Genomic DNA, 23,474 nt, shown 5'->3' on the forward strand with positions numbered 1-23,474 from the left:
GAGCCCCCGCCCGCTCCCGTGCCCGTACCCGGTCCGTCGCACCGGGTACGGACCGCGTCCCGGCACCAGCGCCCCGCCCCGCGCCCCGCCCCGCGCCCACCACCGAACACAGGGAACAGACATGTCCGCACCCCGCACCCTCCACCTCAACGCCTTCCTTATGAACGCCGGCCACCACGACGCCGCCTGGCGGCACCCGGACAGCGCCCCCGAGCGCGTCACCGACCTGCGCTACTTCCAGGAACTGGCCCGCACCGCCGAACGCGGACGACTCGACTCCATCTTCTTCGCCGACGGCCTCGCCCTCTGGGGCAAGGCCCGCTACAACGCCCTCGGCGGCTTCGAGCCGCTGACGCTGCTCTCGGCCATCGCCGCGGTCACCGAACACATCGGACTGATCGCGACCGTCTCGACGACCTTCAACGAGCCGTTCCACACCGCCCGCAAGTTCGCCTCCCTCGACCACATCAGCAACGGCCGCGCCGGCTGGAACATCGTCACCTCCGGAACCGTCGACGAGGCCCGCAACTTCAACCGGGACGAGCACCTGGAGCACGGCCTGCGCTACGAGCGCGCCCGCGAGTTCCTCGACGTCGCCACCAAGCTCTGGGACAGCTGGGAGGACGACGCGATCGTCCTCGACAAGGAGCGCGGCATCTACGCCGACACCGACAAGCTCCACCCGGCCGCCCACCGAGGCGAACACTTCGGCGTGGCCGGCCCGCTCAACGTGCCGCGCTCGCCCCAGGGCCACCCGCTGCTGGTCCAGGCCGGATCCTCCGAGGCCGGCAAGGAGTTCGCCGCCCAGTACGCGGAGGCCGTCTTCACCGCCCAGCAGACCCTCGCCGACGGCCAGACCTTCTACAAGGACCTCAAGTCCCGGCTGGCCCGCCACGGCCGCGCCGAGGGCGACCTCCTCGTCCTGCCCGGCATCGCCCCCGTCATCGGCTCCACCGAGGCCGAGGCGAAGGCCCTGGAGCAGCAGCTCACCGACCTCCAGGTGCCCGAGTACGGCCTCGCGCAGCTCTCCGGGATGCTCGGCGTCGACCTGACCGGCTCCGACCTCGACGGCCCGCTGCCCGAGCTGCCCGAGGAGCGGGACATCAACGGCAACAAGAGCCGCTTCACGCTCGTCGCCGAACTGGCCCGCCGCGACGGGCTCAGCCTGCGCGAGCTGATCGCCCGCCTGGGGGCCGGCCGCGGCCACCGCGTGTTCGCCGGCACCCCCGAGCAGATCGCCGACCAGCTGGAGGAGTGGTTCACGCAGGGCGCCGCCGACGGGTTCAACATCATGGCGCCCGTGCTGCCCACCGGACTCACCGACTTCGTCGACCACGTCGTGCCGATCCTCCAGAGCCGCGGCCTGTTCCGCACCGAGTACACCGGTGCCACCCTGCGCGAGAACTACGGCCTGCCCCGGCCCGCCAACCGGTACGCGAAGGGGACGGCATGAGCGATCTCCTCGCCGACGTCCTGGTCGTCGGCGGCGGACCGGCCGCCACCTGGGCCGCGCTGAAGGCCGCCGAGGACGGGGCCCGCGTCGTACTCGCCGACAAGGGCTACTGCGGAACCAGCGGCGCCACGGCCGCCGGCGGCACCGGCGTCTGGTACGTCCCGCCCGAACCCGCGGCCCGGGAGGCCGCCATGGCCTCCCGGGAGGGCCTCGGCGGCCACCTCGCGGACCGGCGCTGGATGGCCCGGGTCCTCGACGAGACCTACGACCGGATCAACGAACTGGCCGTCGAGGGCCGCTACCCCTTCCCCACCGGCCCCGACGGACAGCCGCTGCGGGGCGGCCTCCAGGGCCCGGAGTACATGCGGCGGATGCGGGTGCGGGTGCGCCGCGCCGGCGTCCGGATCCTCGACCACAGCCCGGTCACCGAACTGCTCACCGACCGGGACGGAGCCGTCGCCGGGGCGGCGGGCCACCGGCGCCAGGCCGGTGAGGACTACCGGGTCCGGGCCGGCGCCGTGGTCCTGGCCACCGGCGGCTGCGCCTTCCTCAGCGGGGCGCTCGGCACCAACACCAACACCGGTGACGGCGCGCTCTTCGCCGCCGAGGTCGGGGCGCAGATGTCGGGCATGGAGTTCTCCAACGCCTACGGCATCGCCCCCGAGGGCACTTCCGTCACCAAGACGGCCTTCTACTCCTTCGCCACCTTCTACCGCGAGGACGGCGAAGCCCTGGAGGGCGCCGCCTCCCAGGGCGGCCGATCGGTCATCGCCCGCGAACTCCTCACCGGGGCCCGCGTCTTCGCCCGACTGGACCGGGCGGACGGGGACGCCCGGGAGGCGATGCGCCGGGCGCAGCCCAACTTCTTCCTCACCTTCGACCGGCTCGGCATCGACCCCTTCACCGACCGGTTCGCGGTGACCCTGCTGGCCGAGGGCACCGTCCGCGGCACCGGCGGGATCCGGATCACCGCCGACGACTGCGCCACCGGGGTCCCCGGCCTGTACGCCGCCGGGGACGCGGCCACCCGTGAGGAGATCTGCGGGGGCTTCACCGGGGGCGGCAGCCACAACGCCGCCTGGGCGATCTCCTCCGGCAGCTGGGCCGGGCGGGGAGCCGCCCGGCACGCGCGGTCCCTCGGCTCGGGCAGCGCCGCCGCCCGGCGGGTCGACGGGGCGGGTGGGGCGGGGCTCCGCCCGACGGGGAACGCCGCCGCGCCCCTCGACCACCGCGAGGCCGTGGAACTCGTACGTGAGGAGGTGCTCCCCTACGACAAGAACTACCTCCGCCACGGGGAGGGGCTCACCGAGTCGCTGCGGTCCCTCGACGCGGGCTGGGCGCAGCTGCGAGCCCGCCTCCACGGCGAGGGTGTCGGGCTGGTGAAGGCCCGGCAGGCCGCGGCGATGACCGCGCACGCGCGATGGATGTACGCCTCCGCCCTGGCCCGTACCGAGTCCCGCGGCATGGCCCGGCGCCTCGACCACCCGGAGCAGGATCCGGCGCAGCACCACCGGATCCTGGCGGGCGGGCTCGACCGGGTGTGGGCCCGGCCGGCCGTGGGGCGCGGGACGGGGGTGGCGGTGTGATCGAGCTGGTCTCCGCCGGGCGCTGCATCGCCTGCGACAAGTGCATCGAGGTCTGTCCCACGGACGTCTTCGAGCGCGGCCCGGACGGGATCCCGTTCCTGGCCCGGCACGAGGACTGCCAGACCTGTTTCCTGTGCGAGGCCAACTGCCCCGTCGACGCCCTGTTCGTGTCCCCGCTCACCCGGCCGCAGTCCGAGGACCCGGCCGTACGGGACGAGGACGCGCTCGCGGGCAGCGGCCTGCTCGGCAGCTACCGGAGGGAGATCGGCTGGGGCCACGGCCGCACCCCCGGGGCGCTGCGGGCCGTCGGCCCGTCGTTGGGCGGCCCGGGGAGGCCGATCATCTCCTGACGGGCGGCGCGGGGTCCGGCGGTGTTCCACCGTCGGACCACCGTTCTTCCACCGCCGGTGCATCGACCTTCGACCGGTCTTCCGCCGCCGGTCCACCGGTCTTCCACCCGGCTTCCACCGACCTTCGTCGTCGGTCCACCGGTGTCCGGTCCGCCGGAGCGCGACCGCGTTCCGGCGGACCGTCGGGGTGGTGCCGGGCCGTTGGGATGCCCTCGGTGTCCGTCCGTCCGTCAGGCCGCCCGCCCGTCCGTCCGTCTCAGACGGTGAGGACGATCTTGCCCCGGGTCCGGCCCCGGGCGCTCAGTTCCCAGGCCTCGGCGGCTTCCGCGAGCGGCAGGGCGTGCTCGACGTTGACGGTGAGCCGCCCCGACTCGGCGAGTTCCGCGAGGGCCGTGAGGTCGGCCGTGTCGGCCCGCGCCCAGATGTGCTTGGCGCCCTTGGACCCGGCGTCGTTGTCGGCGATGGAGATGACCGGGCCGCCCTCGCGGACCACGGACTGGAGGAGTTCGACGCCGCCCTCCCCGTAGAAGTCGAGCCCGGCGTCCACGCCCTCGGGGGCCAACGCGCGGATCCGGTCGGCGACGCCCTCCCCGTACAGCACGGGTTCGGCTCCGAGGCCGCGCAGGTAGTCGTGGTTGTGGGCGCCGGCCGTGCCGATCACCCGGGCGCCGAGGGCCACCGCGATCTGCACGCCCAGCGATCCGGTGCCGCCTGCGGCGGAGTGGATGACGACGGTCTGACCGGCTCCGACGCCCGCGCGGGTGATGGCCTGGTACGAGGTGAGACCGGCGAGCGGCAGGCCCGCGGCCTGCTCGAAGGTCAGCCCGCGCGGCTTGCGGGCCAGGGTGCGGACGGGCGCGGCGACGAACTCGGCGTAGGTGCCGAGCTGCACCCATTCCTTGCGGACGTAGCCGTAGACCTCGTCGCCGACGGCGTAGTCGTCGGTGTCCGGGCCGACGGCCTCGACGATCCCGGCCACGTCCCAGCCGGGGATGACGGGGTGGCGCACTTCGAGGACGTGTCCGAGGAATCCCGCGGCGAGCTTCCAGTCGACGGGGTTGACCCCGGCCGCCTTGACGCGGATCAGCACCTCGCTGGGGCCGACCTTCGGTTCCGGGGCGTCAACCAGCTCTAACCGGGTGGGGGTTCCGTACGCGTGATAAGTGATTGCCTTCATGGTCGTCCCAACCCGGGTGCCACGGAGGCTATTCCGCTTTCCGCCCGGCGCGCAGCCGTGCGAACGCCCTTCAGGCGGGCAGCGTGTTGCGGTGGGAGCGCCGGCGGGCGGCGCTGAGCAGGGCCTGGATCTGGGCGCCCGACTGTTCCACGTCGTCCAGGGGGGAGGGGAAGGCCAGTCGGACGTCGCGGTGGCCGCGCCGCTCCTCCAGCCGCAGGGTGATTCCGTACCGGTCCAGGGCGAGGGGCAGCGCGCGCACGACCGCGGCCGAGGGCAGCGGCCGGACCAGCCGCAGCAGCAGGGTGACCAGCTCGGGATGGTCGTCGAGGAGGTGGGTGAGCATGCCCGCCTCGTAGGGGGCGAGCGGATCGGGCCATGCCTCGTCCAGTTCCTCCAGTCCGATGTACGAGGTCCCCTCCGAGGTTTCCAGGATCGCCCGGCCGTACTCGACGCAGGTGCTGTCCCCGGGCGCCGAGCCCTCGTCGGCGTAGGGGGTGAGCAGGTGGCCCAGCACGGTGACGCGCCCCCGGACCCGGTCGCGCACCGGGGTGGGCGCGATGTCGGTGAACTCCAGGCGAATGGCGGGACGGTCGTCGTTCGCCGGCGCGGCATGTCCGGCCGCCGGCCCGGCCGGATGCAGGTGGAACCGGCCGAGCACGTCGCCGCCGTCCAGTTGGCGCACCTCGCTGCGCACCCCGTCGACGACCACCGTCATCGAGTGGGCGGCGGCCAGGATGGACCGGACCCGTTCGGCTTCGGTCGGCCGGGCGGGGGGCGTGGCGGCGGGGGCACCGGGCAGGCGCATGCGGATCTCTCCCTCTCGGAGCGAGTTAGGTATGCCTAACCTAACTCATTCGGTTCTCCGGGAGTACCCCGCGGGCGAGTCGCCCGAGCGTCTCGGCGATCCGTTCGGGCGGGAAGCCGAGGGTGTGCCGCTGGAACTGGTAGACCTCCGGCGCCAGCGGACTCAGCAGGACGTCCACGCTGACCTCGGGGTCGGCGGCTCCCGCGGCCCCGAGCAGCCCCCGCACGTGGGCGCGCCACTGCCCGTACGTGGCCGCGGCGAACCGTCCGGGGCCCGGCAGGATGCCCAGGGCCAGTGGAAGGTGTCGCTCCAGGTGCTCGACCGCGGCGGCGTAGAAGGCCGCCAGCCGCAGGGCCGGGGGAGCGCCCGGTCCCAGCGGGGGCGGACCGTAGGCGAGGCGCTCCTGGAGGATCCGTTCGTGCTCGTAGAGGAGTGCGGCCGCGATCGAGGCGGGGTCGGGGAAGCGGCGGTAGAGGGTGGCGCGGCCCACCCCGGCGGCCTTGGCTATCTGATCCATCGTCACGCTGCGGGGTTCGCGTTCCGTGAACAACTGCTCGGCGGCCGCCAGGATCTGGGCCCTGTTGCGCACCGCGTCGGCCCGCTGTCGGGGCAGGGTGATCGGCGCCCGGGGACCGGGTCGGGAGGCGGGCCGGTGGGCGGCACCGGCGCCCGCGATGTCGCGTACCGTACGGACCTCGTCGCCATTGGTCATGACGGCGACCCTACGTGCTTCGTGTCGGTGTTGGGCTGAACGGGTGAAACGCGAGAGGATGGGCGGATGCACATGAAGCGCACGGCCGAGGCGGCCCGGTGAGCAGGTACGACGTCACGGACGAACAGTGGGAGGGACTCGCGCAGGTGGTGCCCCTGCGCAGTCGCAACGAATGGCCCTCCCGGGTGGACCACCGCACCATCCCCAAGGGTCCCGGGGCCGCGGCGGCGGAACAGCGGCGCTTCGTGGTGATCCGGGTTCAGATCTTCGCCGACGCGCGCGAGGTCGCGGAGTACCTGATCGCGCAGATCCCCGTCCTGCTGGACCTCACGGGTGCGGACGGCGAAGTGGCCAAGCGGATCCTCGACTTCAGCAGCGGCGTGGTCTTCGGACTGGGCAGCGGGATGCACCGGGTCGACCGGAACGTCTTCCTGCTGGCCCCGGTCGGCACCGAGGTCGAGGGAATCGCGGCCGCGGCCGTCCCCCGATCGTAGGAAGGTCGCGGCGACGGAACGGTTCGCCGCGTCCAGGGGTGGTCCGACGGCCCGTACCGTCCCGTCATGGACGTCACCCTGGACGCGCGCCGCCCCCCGGCCGCCGCGACCGACACCCCCACACGCCCGACCGCCGCACCCGATGCCCCCACACGCTCGGCCGCGGTGACGGACGCCCCACCACGTTCGGCCGTTGCGTCGGACGCTCCACCACGTTCCGCCATGGCGTCGGACGCTCACGCGCGCCCGGCTGACGCGACGGGAGGCCCGACGCGCCCGGCCGCTGCCGATGCCGGCGTGCGCGCGGCCACCACGTCCGATCCTGGCGTGCGCGCGGCCGTTGCTGCCGATGCCGGCGTGCGCGCGGCCGCCGTCGGCGCCGGTACGGCGCGTTCGGTCGTCGGGGCGGGCAGTCGGGTGGGTACGATCGCGCCGGCCGGTGGCCCCGCACGCGCCGGCACGGCCGGGTCCGGGTCCGGGCCCGGGCCCGCCGGTCCGACGCACCTGCGTCCGACCGTCACCGAACTGCGCCTCTCCGCCTTCGCGACGCACCGGGCCGCGGTGTTCCCGCTCGGGCCCGTCACCCTCTTCGCCGGGCCGAGCGGCAGCGGCAAGTCCCAGGCCCTGGCCGCCTACCAGGCCCTGGCCGGGCTCGGCTGCGGGAGTCCGCTCGACGACGTGTTCCCCGACCCGGTCGCCCGGGTCCCCGAAACGGCGGTCCCCGACGCCGACGGTCGGCGCGGGTTCCGGATCGGCTGCACCGTCGACGGCCCGGTCGGGCCGGTCCGCCTCGACCTCGCCGTACAGGCCGAGCCCGAACTGCGCGTCGTCGGCGAACGGCTCTCGCAGGACGGCCAGATCCTGCTCAGCACCGCCCTGCGCGACCCCCGCCGGCGATCCGTCCAGGCCGGCTGGTTCACCGGGGGCGCCGTCGGCGTCACCCGCGCCCCGCTGCCCGACGACCGGCTCGGCACCGCCCTGCTGCCCCTGCGGGTCGCCGGATCCACCGCCGGACAGCGGCGCGTCCTGGCCGCGGCCGAGCAGGTGGTGGTGGCGCTGCGCTCGGTGTTCCCCTGCGACCCCCGCCCCGAGCGGATGCGTGGACCCGTCACGCCCGGCGAGGGCCGGCTGCGCGGCGACTGCGCCAACCTGGCCGACGTCCTGCGCCGGACCCGCCACGAATGCGGCACCCGGCACGCCCTGCTCGCCGCGGCGGCCCGCACCGGGTGCGCCGGCCCGGTGGCCGCGCTCGACGTACGGGTCAGCGAGGGCGAACCGGGCGGCGGGGACGGGGCCTTCGGCGCGTTCCAGGCCGCCCGGACGGGACTCGTCACCGGCCTGCTCGACCGCGGTCCCGGGCGCCCCGCCACCGAACTCGGCCGGCTCGCCGCGGGCGAACTCCGCTTCCTGGCGCTGGCCCTGGTCCTGCTCACCGGCCCCGGCGTGCTGGCCGTGGACCCCGCCGCCGAACTGCTGTCCGCCCGGCAGGCGCTGACCGTTCTCGCCGACGACCTCGATCGCGGGCTCGACCGGCGCCAGAGCGCCGAACTGTTGCGACTGGCCCTGCTGTCCGGCGCGCGCGGCCACATCCGGCTGGTCGGCGCCATCGGAGAGGACACCGCCGGAACCGCCCGGGATCTTCCGGGCGTCTCGGTGGTAGACCTGTCCCCATGAACGCCGTACCCATGGACGACAGCCAGGACTTCCCCGCGGACTGCTCGGAGGACTTCACCACGGGCTCCCGGGAGGGCTCCCGCGAGTCGCGGGAGGAGCGGCTCCACCGGTTGCAGCGGCGGCTCGCCGAGTTCGCCGAGGCCCGGGGCTGGGGTCCGTACCACACGCCCAAGAACCTGGCCGTGGCCCTGAGCGTGGAAGCGTCGGAACTGGTCGAGATCTTCCAATGGTTGACACCGGAAGAGTCCGCCGCGGTGATGGAAAAGCCCGAAACCGCACACAAGGTGGCCGACGAGGTGGCCGACGTGCTCGCGTATCTGCTGCAATTCTGTGAGGTCCTGGGGGTGGACGTGCTGGACGCGCTCGCCGCGAAGATCGAGAGGAACGAACTCCGTTTCCCGGTGACCGGAACCTCGACCACTGATCGTCACTCTTCGGAGTGATGGCGTCGTCCACAACCACGTTTTGTGTCCACAGATTTCCGAATACCCCTGGCTTTACTGGCTCGTTGCCTTCACTCTGGGTAGTGGAGAACGGCGGATGTCGTGCGGACGGGGGACGGCATATGGATGCGGTACGGCTCATCGCGGCCGGGCGGCACGCGCTGGCACAGAGCGGGGCTGCGTGGGACATCGTGAGCGAGGCCTGGCAGGCCCAGGCGCTCGCCCAAGGAGTGGGGAGCTGGCTGGCGGTCACGGGGCCGCCGGAGCTCAGAGCGGAGGCACGAGGACTGGGAGAAGCGGGAGGCAGAGGCTGCGGGGTGATCGACCGGGCCGCACTGCGGGGCGAGGGCACGGCGCCCCAGCAGCCGCCGAGAGCGGCGCAACTGACCGGTGTGGCGGACATACGCCCGGCGCTCCTGGGGCTTCAGGCGCTGCTCGGCGAGGTCGGCATAGCGCTCGTCGGCGTGGCCTGCGCAACGGACGACGAGAGCCTGTACTGGCAGTCCATGGAATCCATCGACGCGGCGGACGAATCGAGCGACCGGGTTCGGGCCCTGCTGCGCCGGATGACCGTCCGGGAACGGGGATCGGCCTCGGGCGTCGCCTGAGACCGCGGGCCGACGGGCGGGGCCCAGGCTGGGAGGGCCGAGCGGGTGCGTAGGTCGCGCACGTGCGGGGCCATCGGGCGGGCAGAGTTCGCGCGGGTGCCGGGTGCCGGGTGCCGGGTGCCGGATGTGGGTGGCCGGTGCGAGCGGGCGCGAGTGGATTCCAGTGGGGTCCCGCCGCGCGCGACGGGACCCCCGCACGGGCGGAGCAACGGGTCTCAGTGGCGCTCGCCGTCGTGGGTGCGGTGGCCCGGGGCCGGCGGGGCGGCCGGGGAAGTGCGGTCCGCGGAGTGCTGGAGGTCCGCGTCGAGCTGCGACAGATCGGCGTTCAGCGCCTCCAACAGCTCCTCCATCTGCTGGAGCAGACCCTGCGGCGCGCCGCCCTGGGCGGGTACCGCGGACTCCTGGCGTGCGTCGTCGTGTGCTGCCCGTCCGGTCGATCCGGTCTGGTGGCGGGTTTCCGGCACGGCCTCGTGGGACATGGCGGCCTCCTCGGCCCTGGCCCCTCCCAGCGGGAGGGGGCGGTGGACGCACCGGACGGTGAGCCGCCGGCGCGCGGGCCGGCGGTCCGGCTCCGTCCGAGCCAACGATCCCCATCCGTGCTGGTCACTGGCGGGCCGGAGGGCGCCGCGTCCGGTTGACGCAGATTCACCCGGCAGGGGAGGGGGACGGGCAGGATGGGGGGCATGGATCTTCGCATTTTCACCGAACCCCAGCAGGGTGCCGACTACGAGACCCTCCTGACCGTCGCCAAGGCCACCGAGGACCTGGGCTTCGACGCGTTCTTCCGCTCCGACCACTACCTGCGGATGGGCTCCGCCGACGGCCTGCCCGGCCCCACGGACGCCTGGATCACCCTCGCGGGCCTGGCCCGCGAGACCAAGCGGATCCGGCTCGGCACCCTGATGACGGCCGGCACCTTCCGGCTGCCCGGCGTCCTCGCGATCCAGGTGGCGCAGGTCGACCGGATGTCCGGCGGTCGGATCGAGCTCGGGCTGGGCGCGGGCTGGTTCGAGGAGGAGCACAAGGCGTACGGGATTCCCTTCCCCGCGGAGCGGATGTCCCGGCTGGAGGAGCAACTGGCCATCGTCACCGGCCTGTGGGCCACCGCGCCCGGCGCCACGTTCGACTACCGGGGCAAGCACTACCAGGTGGAGAACTCGCCCGCCCTGCCCAAGCCCGCCCAGGCCAAGGTGCCCGTCCTCGTCGGCGGGCACGGCGCGAAGCGCACCCCGCGCCTCGCCGCCCGCTACGCGGACGAGTTCAACATGCCGTTCGCCTCGATCGAGGACAGCCGCCGGCAGTTCGCCCGGGTCAGGGACGCCGCCGCCGAGGCGGGCCGCAAGGCGGACGAACTCGTCTACTCCAACGCCCTCGTCGTGTGCGTGGGCAAGGACGACGCCGAGGTGGCACGCCGGGCCGCCGCCATCGGCCGCGAGGTCGACGAACTCAAGGCCAACGGTCTGGCCGGCTCGCCGGACGAGGTCGTCGAGAAGATCGGCACCTACGCCGCGATCGGCTCCTCCCGGGTCTACCTCCAAATCCTCGACCTCGACGACCTGGACCACCTGGAGCTGATCTCCGCCCGGGTGCTGTCCCAGCTCGGCTGAGACCGGAAGGGAGCCCACCGACATGCCCCGCGCCACCGGCCCGCTCGCCGCAGCCCTGGCCCACCGCACCGTGCTCCTGGACGGCGGACTGAGCAACCAGCTCGCCGACCAGGGCTGCGACCTGTCCGGCGACCTCTGGACGGGCCGGGTCCTCGCCGAACGCCCGGACCAGGTCGAAGCCGCCCACACGGCGTACGCGCGGGCCGGCGCCGAGGTACTGACCACGGCCGGCTACCAGATCGGCCCCGACCACCCGCGCGCGGCCGCCCTGCTGCGCCGCGGCGTCGCCCTGGCCGACGCCGCGGCACGGGCGGCGGACCACGAGGTCTGGGTGGCCGCCTCGGTGGGCCCGTACGGGGCGGTCCTCGCGGACGGTTCCGAGTACCGGGGCCGGTACGGCCTCACCGTGCGCGAACTGGCGGCCTTCCACCGCCCCCGGATCGAGGCGCTGCCGGCGAACGGCCCGGGGGCGCCGGACGTGTTGGCCCTGGAAACCGTCCCGGACACCGACGAGGCCGAGGCACTGGTCGACGTACTCGCCGGGGCGGGGGCCCGGGCCTGGTTGAGCTACACCGTCGAGGCCGGCCGCACCCGGGCCGGCCAGCCGCTCGCCGAAGCGTTCGCGCTCGCCGCCGAGGCCCCCCAGGTGATCGCGGTCGGCGTCAACTGCTGTGATCCGGCGGAGGTGCTGCCCGCCCTCGAAGCGGCCGCCGCGGTGACGGACAAGCCGCTGCTGGCCTACCCGAACGACGGCTCCGTCTGGGACGCGGCCACCCGGACCTGGCACGCCCCGCCACCCGGCGACGCCTGGCCCACCGCGGCCTGGGAGCGCGCCGGAGCCCGGCTCGTCGGCGGCTGCTGCCGCATCACCCCGGACGGCATCGCGCGACTGCGCACCGCCCTCACCGGACGGGGCCGGCCCTGACCCTTCCGTGACCGGCGGAGCGGCCCCCGCCGAGGGGGCGTCCGACCGGCCGGAGGGCAACGGGCGCGACGGCCGCCGGCCGGGTCGAAAAGCAGTGGGCCGCGAGCGCGCCGCGACACATACTGAAACGCATGTTCCTGACGATCAGCGCGACCGGCACGACCGAGAAACCTGCCACTGACCTGGGCTTCCTGCTGCACAAGCACCCCGGGAAGGCGCAGTCGTTCTCCACCTCCCACGGCACGGCCCACGTGTTCTACCCCGAGGCCACGGCGGAGCGGTGCACGGCCGCGCTGCTGCTGGAGGTGGACCCCGTCGCACTCGTGCGGCGCGGTCAGGGCAAGGGTCGCGGCGGAGCCCCCGACGCCGCCCTCGCGCAGTACGTCAACGACCGGCCCTACGCGGCCTCCTCGCTGCTCGCCGTCGCCCTCAGCGGGGTGTTCCGCACCGCCTTGAAGGGCGTGTGCGCCGCCCGGCCCGAACTGCCCTCCCGGCCGCTCCCGCTGCGCATCGAGATCCCGGTCCTGCCCGCCCGCGGCGGCTCCGAGCTGGTGCACCGCCTCTTCGACCCGCTCGGCTGGCGGACGGTACGGACCGAGCCCATCGCGCTCGACGAGCAGTTCCCCGCATGGGGGGACAGCCGCTACGTGCGCCTCGTCCTGGAGGGCGAGCTGAAGCTCGACGACGCCCTGCGCCAGCTGTACGTCCTGCTGCCGGTGCTCGACGACGCCAAGCACTACTGGATCGCCCCCGACGAGGTCGACAAGCTGCTGCGCGCCGGGGACGGCTGGCTCGCCGCGCACCCCGAGCACGCGCTCATCACCGCCCGCTACCTGGCCCGCCACAAGCGGCTCACCCAGAACGCCCTGGAGCGGCTGGAACTGGCCCGGCTGGCCGAGGCCGACGGCAGCGAGGTGGAGGAACTCGACAACGCCGTCGACGAGTCCCGGGACACCGAGGACCGGCCGGTGCCGCTCGCGGTGCGGCGGCGCGACGCCCTCCTTGCCGCGCTGCGCGCCGCCGGCGCGAGCCGGGTCCTCGACCTGGGCTGCGGGCAGGGCCAGTTGGTCCAGGCACTGCTCAAGGACGTCTCGTTCACCGAGATCGTCGGCGTCGACGTGTCGATGCGGGCGCTCGGCACGGCCGCCAAGCGACTTCGGCCGGAACGGATGGGGGAGCGGCAGGCTTCCCGCGTCCGGCTCCTGCAGGGCTCGCTCGCCTACACCGACAAGCGGCTCGTCGGCTACGACGCCGCGGTGCTCAGCGAGGTCATCGAGCACCTCGACCTGCCGAGGCTGCCCGCGCTGGAGTACGCCGTCTTCGGCTCGGCCCGCCCCCGGACCGTCCTCGTGACCACCCCGAACGTCGAGTACAACGTCCGCTGGGAGTCCCTGCCCGCCGGGCACGTCCGCCACCGCGACCACCGCTTCGAATGGACCCGCGAGGAGTTCCGGACCTGGGCCGGGGAGGTCGCGGGTCGGTACGGGTACACCGTCGCGTACGTACCCGTCGGCGACGACGACCCCGAGGTCGGCCCGCCGACCCAGATGGCGGTCTTCACCCAGGCGCACGGCGCCCCGGACACCCGCACCGCAACCGCAACCGCAACCGCAACCGGCACCACCACCGCCGGCACCACCACCGCCGGCACCGGCACCACCGGCACCGAGACCCCGAAGGAGGGCGAGGCGGCATGAGCGTCACCGAGACCCCCGGCGACACACGTCGCGTACTTCCCGTCACCGACCTGTCCCTCGTCGTGCTGATCGGGGCCACCGGATCGGGCAAGTCGACCTTCGCCCGCAAGCACTTCAAGCCGACCGAGGTCCTCTCCTCCGACTTCTGCCGGGGCCTGGTCGCCGATGACGAGAACGACCAGAGCGCCAGCCGGGACGCCTTCGACGTCCTGCACCACATCGCCGGCAAGCGCCTCGCCGCGGGCCGTCTCACCGTCGTCGACGCGACCAGCGTCCAGGCCGAGGCCCGCCGGGGGCTCGTCGCCCTGGCCCGCGAGCACGACGTGCTGCCCATCGCCATCGTCCTCGACCTGCCCGAGGCCGTCTGCGCCGAACGCAACGCCGCCCGCCCCGACCGGGCCGGACTGCCGCGTCGGGTCATCCAGCGGCACCGCGGCGAGCTGCGCCGTTCGCTGCGCGGACTGGAGCGCGAGGGCTTCCGCAAGGTGCACGTCCTGCGCTCGGTGGAGGAGGTCGAGTCGGCCGAGGTGGTCCTGGAGAAGCGCTTCAACGACCTCACCCACCTCACCGGCCCCTTCGACATCATCGGTGACATCCACGGCTGTTCCTCCGAGCTGGAGACCCTGCTCACCAAGCTCGGCTACCGCGACGGCGTCCACCCCGAGGGCCGCACCGCCGTCTTCGTGGGCGACCTCGTCGACCGCGGCCCGGACAGCCCCGGCGTCCTGCGCCGGGTGATGGGCATGGTCAAGGCGGGCCGCGCACTGTGCGTCCCCGGAAACCACGAGAACAAGCTCGGCCGACACCTCAAGGGCTCCAAGGTCCAGCGGACCCACGGCCTCGCCGAGACCATCGAGCAGCTCGACCGGGAGCCGGAGGAGTTCGTCAAGGAGGTACGGGAGTTCATCGCCGGCCTCGTCAGCCACTACGTCCTCGACGGCGGCCGGCTGGTGGTCTGCCACGCCGGGCTGCCCGAGAAGTACCACGGCCGCACCTCCGGCCGGGTCCGCTCGCACGCGCTCTACGGCGAGACCACCGGCGAGACCGACGAGTTCGGCCTGCCCGTGCGCTACCCGTGGGCCGAGGACTACCGCGGCAAGGCCGTCGTCGTCTACGGCCACACCCCCGTCCCGGACACCACCTGGATCAACAACACCATCTGCCTCGACACCGGAGCCGTCTTCGGCGGCCGGATGACCGCCCTGCGCTGGCCGGAGCGCGAACTGGTCGACGTACCGGCCGAGAAGGTCTGGTACGAGCCGGTCAAGCCGCTCGTCACCGCGGCGCCGGGCGGCCACGAAGGCCGTCCGCTCGACCTCGCCGACGTCCACGGCCGCCGCGTCGTGGAGACCGGACACCTGGGCAACATCACCGTCCGCGAGGAGAACGCGGCCGCGGCCCTGGAGGTCATGAGCCGCTTCGCCGTGGACCCGAGACTGGTGCCCTACCTCCCGCCGACGATGGCGCCGACCGCGACCGCGAAGGAGGACGCCCGCGACGGAGCCGCCGACGGGTCCTTCCTGGAGCACCCGGCCGAGGCCTTCGCCCAGTACCGCGCGGACGGCGTCGAGCGGGTCGTGTGCGAGGAGAAGCACATGGGCTCCCGGGCCACGGTCCTGCTGTGCCGCGACGCCGACGCGGCGCGGGAGAGGTTCGGCGTGGACGGCGGAGTCACCGGCTCCCTCTACACCCGCACCGGCCGGCCCTTCTTCCAGGAGGCCGAGGTCACCGAGGAGTTCCTCGGTCGGCTGCGCGGCGCGGTCGACGCCGCCGGGCTCTGGGCCGAGCTCGACACGGACTGGCTGCTCATCGACGGGGAGCTGCTGCCCTGGTCGCTGAAGTCCACCGGCCTGCTCCGCAACCAGTACGCCGCCGTCGGCGCGGCCTCGCGCACCGTCCTCCCGGACGCCGTGGCCGCCCTGGAGGCGGCCACCGCCCGGGGCGTCGAGCTCGGCCCCCTGCTGGAGCGGCAGCGGGGCAGGGCCACCGACGCCGCCGCCTTCACCGAGGCGTACCGGCGCTACTGCTGGACCACGGACGGGCTGGACGGCGTACGGTTCGCGCCGTTCCAGCTGCTCGCGGCGGCCGGGCGCTCCCTGGCGACCGTGCCCCACGACGAGCAGCTGGCCTGGCTGGACCGGCTGGCGGCGGCGGACGAGAGCGCCGGCACCGGACTGCTGCGCCGCACCGGCCGGGTGTTCGTGGACACCGGCGACGAGGCGTCGGTGAAGGCGGCCACCGACTGGTGGCTCGACCTGACGGCGTCGGGCGGCGAGGGCATGGTCGTCAAGCCGCTCCGGGCCTACGCCCGGGACGGCAAGGGCCGGTTGGTCCAGCCCGGCGTCAAGGTCCGCGGCCGTGAGTACCTGCGGATCATCTACGGTCCGGAGTACACGCGCCCCGACCACCTGGAGCGTCTGCGCGGCCGGTTCCTCGGGCACAAGCGCTCCCTCGCCCTGCGCGAGTACGCGCTGGGTCTGGAGGCCCTCGACCGGCTCGCGGCCGGGGAGCCGCTGTGGCGGGTCCACGAGGCGGTCTTCGCGGTGCTCGCCCTGGAGTCGGAGCCGGTCGACCCCCGTCTGTGAGGGCGGCGGTCACAGGCCGGTGACACGAGCGGGGCCCGGATCCGGTCCGGGTCCCGCTCCGTGTGCGGTCCGGTCAGCGGATGCCGCGGCCGCTCGCGCCCGGCCGCGCACGTCATGACCTCGCCGGTGGCCCGGATCCGCCGGAACCCGGCGCTCGGCGAGGACGGTCCGCCGATGACCGCGGGATCCACGGGCGGTCGGCCGACGTCCTGCACCCCTTGCGGCACGGCCTGTTCCGGTTCACCGGCATGGCACCCCCGGAACCGTTCGCCGTGTACGCCGCGAACGAACTCCCGGAGGAACGGTTCGCCGGAGCCCGGCGGGAGTACGGCCGGCGGCCGGCCGGACTGTTCACCGACGAGCCGGTCCCCTACCGTTCCCTCGTCGGCGGCGCCACGACCACGACGTGCGGCTGCTGCCGGGGGTGGAGGCGCCCGGGACGAGCGGACCGGATCTGCACCCGGCCCTTACGCGGCCCCGCCCGGTCCCGTACACGCGATGCCCGCGAAGTAGGCCGTATGGGGGAACTTGAGCGGAGAACGCCGGGGAAACCCCCGGCGGGATCGTTCATCCAGGGCAGCGGAATGTCCGCAACCCTGGAAGGACGGAACGTCACTTATGAAGATGACCGCGCGCGGAAGCCTTGCGGCACTCATGACCTGTATGGCCGCGGCCGGTGCGGCCTCACCGGCCGTCGCCCAGTCGGTGCCGGTGGGTGTCCCGCTGGACGCCGTGGAGACCACGCTGGGCGTGGCCACCCCCCGCGTGGCCACCTCGGTGCCCGTCCCGATCGTCGGCGCCCCCGAGGCGCCCCGCCACCACACCGGCGACCTGCTCCCGACCCCACTGATCCCGGTGGTGCCCATCGGCACCGACCTCGGCGGCACCAACGTCACCTCGCCCGTGCCGAACCTGGCGGGCACGCCAGAGACGGACGGCGAGGGTTCCCTGGAGTCCCCGGCGACGACCCTGCTGGCCCGTGGCCCCGGTGCGATCGTCGGCGCCCCGCTGACGATGCCGGACGGCAGCAACTACGGGATCCCGAACCTGACCACGCCCAAGCTGGGCCTGACCACCCCGGAGCTGATCGGCGCCCCGACCGCGCTCCTCGGCCTGCGCTGAGACCGCCCGGCCGTAGCGCGTTCGAAAAGCAGCCCGGTCTGGGAACGTGTAGGGCATGGGATTCCATGTCGACTCCGAGACCGGGCGGCTTCGCCGCGTCATCCTCCACCGGCCCGATCTGGAGCTGAAGCGGCTCACACCAAGCAACAAGGACGCCCTGCTCTTCGACGATGTGCTGTGGGTGCGCAGGGCCCGTCAGGAACACGACGGCTTCGCCGACGTGCTCCGCGACCGGGGCGTCGCCGTGCACCTGTTCGGCGACCTGCTGCGGGAGTCCCTCGGCATCCCCGAGGCGAGGAACCTCGTACTGGACCGGGTCTTCGACGAGAAGGAGTACGGGCCGCTCGCCACCGGCCATCTGAGAGCGGCGTTCGACGGTCTCTCCCCGGCCGACCTCGCCGAGGCGCTCGTCGGCGGCATGACGAAGCGGGAGTTCCTGGAGCGGCACCCCGAACCGGTGTCGGTGCGCTTCCACGCGATGGACCTCGACGACTTCCTGCTGGGGCCGCTCCCGAACCACCTCTTCACGCGCGACACCTCGGCCTGGATCTACGACGGGGTGTCGATCAACGCGATGCGCTGGCCGGCCCGGCAGCGCGAGACGGTGCACTTCGAGGCGATCTACCGGCACCACCCGCTGTTCACGGGTTCCGGCGCCTTCCACTACTGGTCGCAGGGGCAGTCCGACTACCCGTCGACGATCGAGGGCGGGGACGTCCTGGTCATCGGGAACGGCGCCGTGCTGATCGGGATGAGCGAGCGCACCACCCCGCAGGCGGTGGAGATGCTCGCGCGGGGCCTGTTCGCCGCCGGGTCGGCCACCGTCATCGTCGCGCTCGACATGCCCAAGCGGCGGGCCTTCATGCACCTGGACACGGTGATGACGATGGTCGACGCGGACACCTTCACCCAGTACGCGGGGCTGGGCATGCTCCGCTCCTACACGATCCGGCCGGGGGAGGGGGGCCTCGGGCTCCGGGTGAGCGACCACGCGCCGGAGCACATGCACAAGGCGATCGCGGAGGCCCTCGGGCTCGGCAAGATCCGCGTCCTCACGGCCACGCAGGACGTGCACTCGGCGGAACGCGAGCAGTGGGACGACGGCTGCAACGTGCTGGCCGTCGAACCGGGGGTGGTCGTCGCGTACGAGCGGAACGTGACCACCAACACGCACCTGCGCCGGGAGGGCATCGAGGTGATCGAGATCCCCGGCAGCGAGCTGGGCCGCGGCCGCGGCGGGCCGCGGTGCATGAGCTGCCCGGTCGAGCGGGACGCCGTCTGAGGCCGCCCGGCCCGGCTCGCGCGCCCACCCGCCCCCGGCTCTGTATATCAATACAGGGGATCGTATAGACTTCCATCATCCCCTGTCAGCGTCACACTGGAGAGTCCCCATGGCCACCGACCTCTTCGGCCGCAGTTTCCTCAAGGAGCTCGACTTCACCGCCGCCGAGTTCCGCGGCCTGGTCGAGCTGGCGGCCGAACTCAAGGCGGCGAAGAAGGCCGGGACCGAGGAGCGGCGCCTGGCGGGCCGGAACATCGCGCTGATCTTCGAGAAGACCTCCACGCGCACCCGCTGCGCCTTCGAGGTCGCCGCCGCGGACCAGGGCGCCGCCACCGTGTACCTGGACCCCTCCGGCTCCCAGATGGGGCACAAGGAGTCCGTCCGCGACACGGCGCGCGTCCTGGGCCGGATGTTCGACGGGATCGAGTACCGGGGTGACAGTCAGGCGGCGGTCGAGGAGCTTGCCGCCCATGCCGGCGTGCCCGTCTTCAACGGCCTGACGAACGACTGGCACCCCACGCAAATGCTCGCCGACGTGCTCACGATCACCGAGCACGGCACGAAGCCGCTGGAGCGGACCGCGTTGGCCTACCTCGGCGACGCGCGCTTCAACATGGGCAACTCCTACCTGGTGACCGGGGCGCTGCTGGGCATCGACGTACGGATCGTCGCGCCCAAGGAGTACTGGCCGACCGAGGCCGTCGTCGCGCGGGCCCGCGAGCTGGCCGCCGCCTCCGGGGCCCGGATCACCCTCACCGAGGACGTGGCGGAAGGCGTGGCGCAGGCCGACTTCGTGGCCACCGACGTGTGGGTCTCCATGGGCGAGCCCAAGGAGGTCTGGGCCGAGCGGATCCGGGCGCTGGCCCCCTACGCCGTGACGATGGACGTGCTGCGGGCGACGGGCAACCCGGACGTGAGGTTCCTCCACTGTCTGCCCGCCTACCACGACCTCGGGACCGAGGTCGCGCGCGACGTGCACGAGCGGTACGGCCTGGACTCGCTGGAGGTCACGGACGAGGTGTTCGAATCGGCCCACTCCGTCGTCTTCGACCAGGCCGAGAACCGCCTCCACACGATCAAGGCCGTCCTGGTGGCCACGCTCGCGAAGCCGCTCGCATAGTCATGCGCGGGGCCGCGGCACGCACGGCTCCGTGCCGGCCGCGGCGCGCGCCACGAGGGTGAACCAGACGGCCTTGCCGTGAGCGGTACGGCGGTGGCCGCAGGCGGAACTCAGCGTCCGGATCAGCAGCAGGCCGCGGCCGTGCTCCTGCCAGGGGTCCGGATGCGTGTCGTCCGGGCGGGCCGTCAGGTCGCCCGGCGGGTACGGGTCCCCGTCGTGGACCTCGACCTGGCAGCCGTTCGCCAGGAGTTCCACGACCAGTTGGATGCCGGCGCCCTCGGCGGTGTGCTCCACGGCGTTGGCGACCAGCTCGGCCGTCAGCAGTTCCGCGGTGTCGCTGTCCGCGGCCGGCTCGGCCTCCGTGAGCGCGGTCCGGACCAGGGCCCGGGCGAGGGGCACGGCGGCGGCCGTGTGCGGGAGGGCGATCCGCCAGGCGGCGGGATCGGGCACGGCATGCCTCCGTTTCCGTGGGTGTGCGATGGCTCGCGGGGCGGATCGTCCCGGCGCGGGAGGGGCCGCCCGGTTGCGGGGAGGGGAACTCCCGCTTTCAACCATACGAACCTTCGTCGGCGCCCCGTAGGGCACCCCGGCCGAACGGCGGGCAACCACGGTCACCGGTCGGGCGGGACCTTCGTCACACCCGGCCCCCGCAACCCATCTGTCGCGTTTCTGTGACGGTGGTCAAGAGTCGGTGATACCGTCGGTTCCGTGAGCCCCTTCACCGGTTCCACACCAGCGACCGAACGGTGGCGCCACCTGCGGGTGACCCGGCAGGACGGCGTGGCCACCGTCACCCTCGACCGCCCCGAGAAGCTGAACGCGCTCACCTTCGGCGCCTACGCCGACCTGCGCGACCTGCTCGCCGAACTGTCCCGCGAACGCTCCGTGCGCGCCCTCGTCCTGGCCGGCGAGGGACGCGGCTTCTGCTCCGGCGGGGACGTGGACGAGATCATCGGCGCCACCCTCGCCATGGACACCGCCGAACTCCTCGACTTCAACCGGATGACCGGCCAGGTGGTCCGCGCGATCCGCGAATGCCCCTTCCCGGTGATCGCCGCCGTGCACGGGGTGGCCGCCGGCGCCGGCGCCGTCCTCGCGCTCGCCGCCGACTTCCGGATCGCCGACCCCACCGCCCGCTTCGCGTTCCTCTTCACCCGGGTGGGACTCTCCGGCGGCGACATGGGCGCCGCCTACCTGCTGCCCCGGGTCGTCGGCCTCGGCCACGCCACCCGGCTCCTGATGCTCGGAGAGCCCGTACGGGCCCCCGAGGCGGAGCGCATCGGACTGCTCAGCGAACTCGTCGACGAGGGCAAGGCCGACGCCCGGGCCGCCGAACTGGCCGCCCGCCTCGCCGCCGGACCCGCCCTCGCCCACGCCCAGACCAAAGCCCTGCTGACCGCGGAACTCGACATGCCGCTGGCCGCGTCGGTCGAGCTGGACGCCAACACCCAGGCCCTCCTCATGCACGGCCAGGACTACGCGGAGTTCCACGCGGCCTTCACCGGGAAGCGCCCGCCGGAGTGGAAGGGCAGGTAGCCGGATGACCACGAGCGCCCTGCGGGTGGCCGTCGTCGGCGGGGGACCGGGCGGTCTGTACACCGCCGCACTCCTGGCCCGGCAGGGCCACTCCGTCGAGGTCTGGGAGCGGCGGGCGCCCGAGGACACCTTCGGTTTCGGCGTCGTCCTGTCCGACGAGACCCTGGGCGGCATCGAACGGGCCGACAGCGTCGTCCACACCGCGCTGGGCGCCGAGTTCGTCCGCTGGGACGACGTCGACGTCGTGCACCGCGGCCGGCTGCTGACCTCCGGCGGGCACGGCTTCGCCGCGCTCGGTCGGCGCCGACTGCTGGAGATCCTGCACGAGCGCTGCGCCGGCCTCGGGGTCCGCCTCCGCTTCCGTGCCGGGGCCCCCGACGCCTTCGCCCTCGCCACGACCCACGACCTGGTCGTCGCCGCCGACGGGGTGCACAGCGCCACCCGCACCACAGGCGCCGCGCACTTCCGGCCCACCGTCACCGAGGGACGCTGCCGCTACATCTGGCTCGCCGCGGACTTCGCCTTCGACGCGTTCCGCTTCGAGATCGCCGAGACCGAGCACGGCGTCATGCAGCTGCACGCCTACCCGTACTCCGCCGACGCCTCCACCGTGATCGTCGAGATGCGCGAGGAGGTGTGGCGCGCGGCCGGGTTCGACCTCTGCGACGAGGACGAGTCGGCGGCCCGCTGCGCCAAGACCTTCGCCGACGCCCTGCGGGGACGACCCCTGCGCGGCAACCGCTCGGCGTGGACCCGCTTCCCGACCGTCGTCTGCGGCCAGTGGTCGCACGGGAACGTCGCCCTCGTCGGCGACGCCGCGCACACCGCCCACTTCTCCATCGGCTCCGGCACCAAACTCGCCGTCGAGGACGCCCTCGCGCTCGCCGACGCCCTGGCGGCGGCGCGGGCCGGCGGGCGCGGCGTACCGGAGGCCCTCGCGGCGTACGAGGAGGACCGGCGCCCCGCCGTGGCCAGCACCCAGCGGGCGGCCGCGGCCAGCATGCGCTGGTTCGAGGAGATCGACTCCTACGTCGCCCAGCCCGCCCGACAGTTCGCCTTCAACCTGCTCACCCGCAGCCGCCGCGTCACCCACGACAACCTCCGGCTGCGCGACCCCCGCTTCACCCGCGCGGTGGAACGCGACTTCGGCTGCCCGCAGCAGGACCCGCAGGACCCGCTCGGCTCGGGAACGCCGCCGATGTTCACCCCGTTCACCCTGCGGGGGTTGACCCTGCGCAACCGCGTCGTCGTCTCGCCCATGGACATGTACTCCGCGCGCGACGGGGTGCCCGGCGACTTCCACCTCGTGCACCTGGGCGCGCGGGCCCTGGGCGGCGCCGGACTCGTCATGACCGAGATGGTCTGCGTGAGCCCCGAGGGCCGCATCACGCCCGCCTGCGCGGGTCTGTGGACGGCCGACCAGGCCGCGGCCTGGAAGCGGATCGTGGACTTCGTCCACACCTCCGCGCCCGGGGCGGCCCTCGGCGTCCAACTCGGCCACTCCGGCCGCAAGGGCTCGACGCGCGTGATGTGGGAGGGCATGGACGAACCCCTCCCGCAGGACAACTGGCCGCTCGTCGCGGCCTCCGCCCTGCCCTGGAAGCCGGGCGTCTCGGCCGTCCCGCGCGCCCTCACCACCGACGACCTCGGCGCGATCCGCTCCGAGTTCGCGGCGGCCGCCGTACGCGCCGCGGACTGCGGGTTCGACCTGCTGGAGCTGCACTGCGCGCACGGTTACCTGCTGTCCGGGTTCCTCTCCCCGCTCACCAACCAGCGCGACGACGCCTACGGCGGCCCCCTGGAGAACCGGCTGCGGTTCCCGTTGGAGGTCTTCGACGCGGTCCGCGAGGTCTGGCCGCAGGACCGGCCCATGACCGTCCGGCTCTCCGCCACCGACTGGGCGCCCGGCGGCACCACTCCGGAGGAGGCCGAGCGGATCGCCGCCGCCTTCGCCGCCCACGGCGCCGACGCCGTGGACGTGTCCACCGGCCAGGTCGTGGCCGACGAACGCCCCGAGTACGGGCGCTCCTACCAGACCCCGCACGCCGACCGGATCCGCAACGCCCTCGGCGTCCCCGTCATCGCGGTCGGCGCCATCTCCTCCTGGGACGACGTCAACTCCCTGCTCCTCGCCGGTCGCGCCGACCTGTGCGCCGTCGGCCGCCCCCACCTCTACGACCCGAACTGGACCCTGCACGCGGCCGCCGACCAGGACTACGCGGGCCCGGCGGCCCCCTGGCCCGACCCGTACCGCGCGGGCAGCCGCAAACCCCCGACGGGCCGGGGCTGACGACCCGG

The 23,474-nt window shown here is 73.7% G+C and carries 21 protein-coding genes; 16 read left to right on the top strand and 5 right to left on the bottom strand.

Annotated elements, in window-relative coordinates; all coding sequences use genetic code 11:
• The first annotated feature begins 121 nt into the window (after nucleotides 1-121).
• From ACFVS6_RS07090 to ACFVS6_RS07100, 3 genes are read left to right on the top strand one after another with little or no spacing between them, the layout of a single operon-like run.
• Complete coding sequence (locus ACFVS6_RS07090) at nucleotides 122-1,453, top strand: LLM class flavin-dependent oxidoreductase (protein ID WP_389701393.1); 1,332 nt, start codon at nucleotides 122-124, stop codon at nucleotides 1,451-1,453.
• Entirely contained in the window at nucleotides 1,450-3,039 is a 1,590-nt protein-coding gene (locus ACFVS6_RS07095; protein ID WP_389701394.1) for an FAD-binding protein, read from the top strand. Before ACFVS6_RS07090 ends, ACFVS6_RS07095 begins: the two co-directional genes overlap by 4 nt.
• Nucleotides 3,036-3,389 carry a 4Fe-4S dicluster domain-containing protein gene (locus ACFVS6_RS07100; RefSeq protein ID WP_389701396.1) on the top strand — a complete coding sequence of 118 codons (354 nt, stop codon included), beginning with the start codon at nucleotides 3,036-3,038 and terminating at the stop codon, nucleotides 3,387-3,389. Before ACFVS6_RS07095 ends, ACFVS6_RS07100 begins: the two co-directional genes overlap by 4 nt.
• Nucleotides 3,390-3,645: 256 nt before the next feature.
• Here ACFVS6_RS07100 and ACFVS6_RS07105 read toward each other — a convergent pair whose 3' ends face one another.
• From ACFVS6_RS07105 to ACFVS6_RS07115, 3 genes are all read right to left on the bottom strand, one after another.
• Nucleotides 3,646-4,566 (bottom strand): NADP-dependent oxidoreductase, encoded by a 921-nt coding sequence (locus tag ACFVS6_RS07105; RefSeq protein WP_389701397.1) that lies wholly within the window; start codon nucleotides 4,564-4,566, stop codon nucleotides 3,646-3,648.
• Nucleotides 4,567-4,636: 70 nt separating this feature from the next.
• Nucleotides 4,637-5,371: a DUF2470 domain-containing protein gene (locus ACFVS6_RS07110; RefSeq protein ID WP_389701399.1), complete on the bottom strand. Its 735-nt coding sequence runs from the start codon at nucleotides 5,369-5,371 to the stop codon at nucleotides 4,637-4,639.
• A 40-nt stretch (nucleotides 5,372-5,411) separates the two neighbouring features.
• Complete coding sequence (locus ACFVS6_RS07115; protein ID WP_389701401.1) at nucleotides 5,412-6,083, bottom strand: TetR/AcrR family transcriptional regulator; 672 nt, start codon at nucleotides 6,081-6,083, stop codon at nucleotides 5,412-5,414.
• A gap of 98 nt (nucleotides 6,084-6,181) precedes the next feature.
• On the opposite strand from ACFVS6_RS07115, the gene ACFVS6_RS07120 reads away from it, so the two are divergent.
• From ACFVS6_RS07120 to ACFVS6_RS07135, 4 genes are all read left to right on the top strand, one after another.
• Entirely contained in the window at nucleotides 6,182-6,577 is a 396-nt protein-coding gene (locus tag ACFVS6_RS07120; RefSeq protein WP_362878053.1) for a cell division protein SepF, read from the top strand.
• 327 nt (nucleotides 6,578-6,904) lie between these two features.
• The gene (locus ACFVS6_RS07125; protein ID WP_389701403.1) at nucleotides 6,905-8,251 is read left to right on the top strand and encodes an ATP-binding protein; all 1,347 of its coding nucleotides are present in this window, start codon (nucleotides 6,905-6,907) and stop codon (nucleotides 8,249-8,251) included.
• A gap of 110 nt (nucleotides 8,252-8,361) precedes the next feature.
• Nucleotides 8,362-8,694 (top strand): nucleotide pyrophosphohydrolase, encoded by a 333-nt coding sequence (locus tag ACFVS6_RS07130; protein ID WP_389701606.1) that lies wholly within the window; start codon nucleotides 8,362-8,364, stop codon nucleotides 8,692-8,694.
• 122 nt (nucleotides 8,695-8,816) lie between these two features.
• Nucleotides 8,817-9,302, top strand: coding sequence for a DUF6099 family protein (locus ACFVS6_RS07135; protein ID WP_389701405.1), 486 nt, complete (start codon nucleotides 8,817-8,819; stop codon nucleotides 9,300-9,302).
• A gap of 215 nt (nucleotides 9,303-9,517) precedes the next feature.
• On the opposite strand, the gene ACFVS6_RS07140 is transcribed toward ACFVS6_RS07135, so the two are convergent.
• Entirely contained in the window at nucleotides 9,518-9,781 is a 264-nt protein-coding gene (locus ACFVS6_RS07140; RefSeq protein ID WP_389701407.1) for a hypothetical protein, read from the bottom strand.
• Between the two features lie 204 nt (nucleotides 9,782-9,985).
• Between ACFVS6_RS07140 and ACFVS6_RS07145 the strand changes: the two genes are divergently transcribed.
• The 7 genes from ACFVS6_RS07145 (at nucleotide 9,986) to argF (ending at nucleotide 19,640) form a co-directional block, all read left to right on the top strand.
• The gene (locus ACFVS6_RS07145; protein ID WP_389701409.1) at nucleotides 9,986-10,909 is read left to right on the top strand and encodes an LLM class F420-dependent oxidoreductase; all 924 of its coding nucleotides are present in this window, start codon (nucleotides 9,986-9,988) and stop codon (nucleotides 10,907-10,909) included.
• Between the two features lie 22 nt (nucleotides 10,910-10,931).
• The gene (gene mmuM, locus ACFVS6_RS07150; protein WP_389701411.1) at nucleotides 10,932-11,834 is read left to right on the top strand and encodes a homocysteine S-methyltransferase; all 903 of its coding nucleotides are present in this window, start codon (nucleotides 10,932-10,934) and stop codon (nucleotides 11,832-11,834) included.
• Nucleotides 11,835-11,965: 131 nt separating this feature from the next.
• Nucleotides 11,966-13,531: a 3' terminal RNA ribose 2'-O-methyltransferase Hen1 gene (locus ACFVS6_RS07155; RefSeq protein WP_389701413.1), complete on the top strand. Its 1,566-nt coding sequence runs from the start codon at nucleotides 11,966-11,968 to the stop codon at nucleotides 13,529-13,531.
• On the top strand, nucleotides 13,528-16,116 hold the full coding sequence (locus ACFVS6_RS07160) for a polynucleotide kinase-phosphatase (protein WP_389701415.1): 2,589 nt from the start codon (nucleotides 13,528-13,530) through the stop codon (nucleotides 16,114-16,116). The genes ACFVS6_RS07155 and ACFVS6_RS07160 overlap by 4 nt, the downstream gene beginning before the upstream one ends.
• 654 nt (nucleotides 16,117-16,770) lie before the next feature.
• Complete coding sequence (locus ACFVS6_RS07165; protein WP_389701417.1) at nucleotides 16,771-17,238, top strand: hypothetical protein; 468 nt, start codon at nucleotides 16,771-16,773, stop codon at nucleotides 17,236-17,238.
• A 55-nt stretch (nucleotides 17,239-17,293) separates the two neighbouring features.
• Nucleotides 17,294-18,520 carry an arginine deiminase gene (locus ACFVS6_RS07170; RefSeq protein ID WP_389701419.1) on the top strand — a complete coding sequence of 409 codons (1,227 nt, stop codon included), beginning with the start codon at nucleotides 17,294-17,296 and terminating at the stop codon, nucleotides 18,518-18,520.
• A gap of 109 nt (nucleotides 18,521-18,629) precedes the next feature.
• Nucleotides 18,630-19,640 (top strand): ornithine carbamoyltransferase, encoded by a 1,011-nt coding sequence (gene argF / locus ACFVS6_RS07175; protein ID WP_389701421.1) that lies wholly within the window; start codon nucleotides 18,630-18,632, stop codon nucleotides 19,638-19,640.
• Here argF and ACFVS6_RS07180 read toward each other — a convergent pair whose 3' ends face one another.
• Complete coding sequence (locus ACFVS6_RS07180) at nucleotides 19,641-20,090, bottom strand: ATP-binding protein (protein WP_389701423.1); 450 nt, start codon at nucleotides 20,088-20,090, stop codon at nucleotides 19,641-19,643.
• 258 nt (nucleotides 20,091-20,348) lie between these two features.
• Between ACFVS6_RS07180 and ACFVS6_RS07185 the strand changes: the two genes are divergently transcribed.
• A complete protein-coding gene (locus ACFVS6_RS07185) occupies nucleotides 20,349-21,176 on the top strand; it encodes an enoyl-CoA hydratase family protein (protein ID WP_389701425.1) in 828 nt (275 codons plus the stop codon).
• Nucleotides 21,177-21,180: 4 nt separating this feature from the next.
• Nucleotides 21,181-23,466 carry a bifunctional salicylyl-CoA 5-hydroxylase/oxidoreductase gene (locus ACFVS6_RS07190; RefSeq protein WP_389701427.1) on the top strand — a complete coding sequence of 762 codons (2,286 nt, stop codon included), beginning with the start codon at nucleotides 21,181-21,183 and terminating at the stop codon, nucleotides 23,464-23,466.
• Nucleotides 23,467-23,474 lie beyond the last annotated feature (8 nt).

The sequence above is a fragment of the Streptomyces sp. NPDC057939 genome (assembly GCF_042887545.1).
Lineage (GTDB): Bacteria > Actinomycetota > Actinomycetes > Streptomycetales > Streptomycetaceae > Streptomyces.

What these genes read in the sequence shown, in the direction of transcription:
- ACFVS6_RS07090 (WP_389701393.1), top strand. Translation starts at nt 122, where the DNA reads ATGTCCGCACCCCGCACCCTCCACCTCAACGCCTTCCTTATGAACGCC.
- ACFVS6_RS07095 (WP_389701394.1), top strand. Translation starts at nt 1,450, where the DNA reads ATGAGCGATCTCCTCGCCGACGTCCTGGTCGTCGGCGGCGGACCGGCC.
- ACFVS6_RS07105 (WP_389701397.1), bottom strand. Translation starts at nt 4,566, where the DNA reads ATGAAGGCAATCACTTATCACGCGTACGGAACCCCCACCCGGTTAGAG.
- ACFVS6_RS07110 (WP_389701399.1), bottom strand. Translation starts at nt 5,371, where the DNA reads ATGCGCCTGCCCGGTGCCCCCGCCGCCACGCCCCCCGCCCGGCCGACC.
- ACFVS6_RS07115 (WP_389701401.1), bottom strand. Translation starts at nt 6,083, where the DNA reads ATGACCAATGGCGACGAGGTCCGTACGGTACGCGACATCGCGGGCGCC.
- ACFVS6_RS07135 (WP_389701405.1), top strand. Translation starts at nt 8,817, where the DNA reads ATGGATGCGGTACGGCTCATCGCGGCCGGGCGGCACGCGCTGGCACAG.
- ACFVS6_RS07140 (WP_389701407.1), bottom strand. Translation starts at nt 9,781, where the DNA reads ATGTCCCACGAGGCCGTGCCGGAAACCCGCCACCAGACCGGATCGACC.
- ACFVS6_RS07145 (WP_389701409.1), top strand. Translation starts at nt 9,986, where the DNA reads ATGGATCTTCGCATTTTCACCGAACCCCAGCAGGGTGCCGACTACGAG.
- mmuM (WP_389701411.1), top strand. Translation starts at nt 10,932, where the DNA reads ATGCCCCGCGCCACCGGCCCGCTCGCCGCAGCCCTGGCCCACCGCACC.
- ACFVS6_RS07155 (WP_389701413.1), top strand. Translation starts at nt 11,966, where the DNA reads ATGTTCCTGACGATCAGCGCGACCGGCACGACCGAGAAACCTGCCACT.
- ACFVS6_RS07160 (WP_389701415.1), top strand. Translation starts at nt 13,528, where the DNA reads ATGAGCGTCACCGAGACCCCCGGCGACACACGTCGCGTACTTCCCGTC.
- ACFVS6_RS07165 (WP_389701417.1), top strand. Translation starts at nt 16,771, where the DNA reads ATGACCTGTATGGCCGCGGCCGGTGCGGCCTCACCGGCCGTCGCCCAG.
- ACFVS6_RS07170 (WP_389701419.1), top strand. Translation starts at nt 17,294, where the DNA reads ATGGGATTCCATGTCGACTCCGAGACCGGGCGGCTTCGCCGCGTCATC.
- argF (WP_389701421.1), top strand. Translation starts at nt 18,630, where the DNA reads ATGGCCACCGACCTCTTCGGCCGCAGTTTCCTCAAGGAGCTCGACTTC.
- ACFVS6_RS07190 (WP_389701427.1), top strand. Translation starts at nt 21,181, where the DNA reads ATGACCACGAGCGCCCTGCGGGTGGCCGTCGTCGGCGGGGGACCGGGC.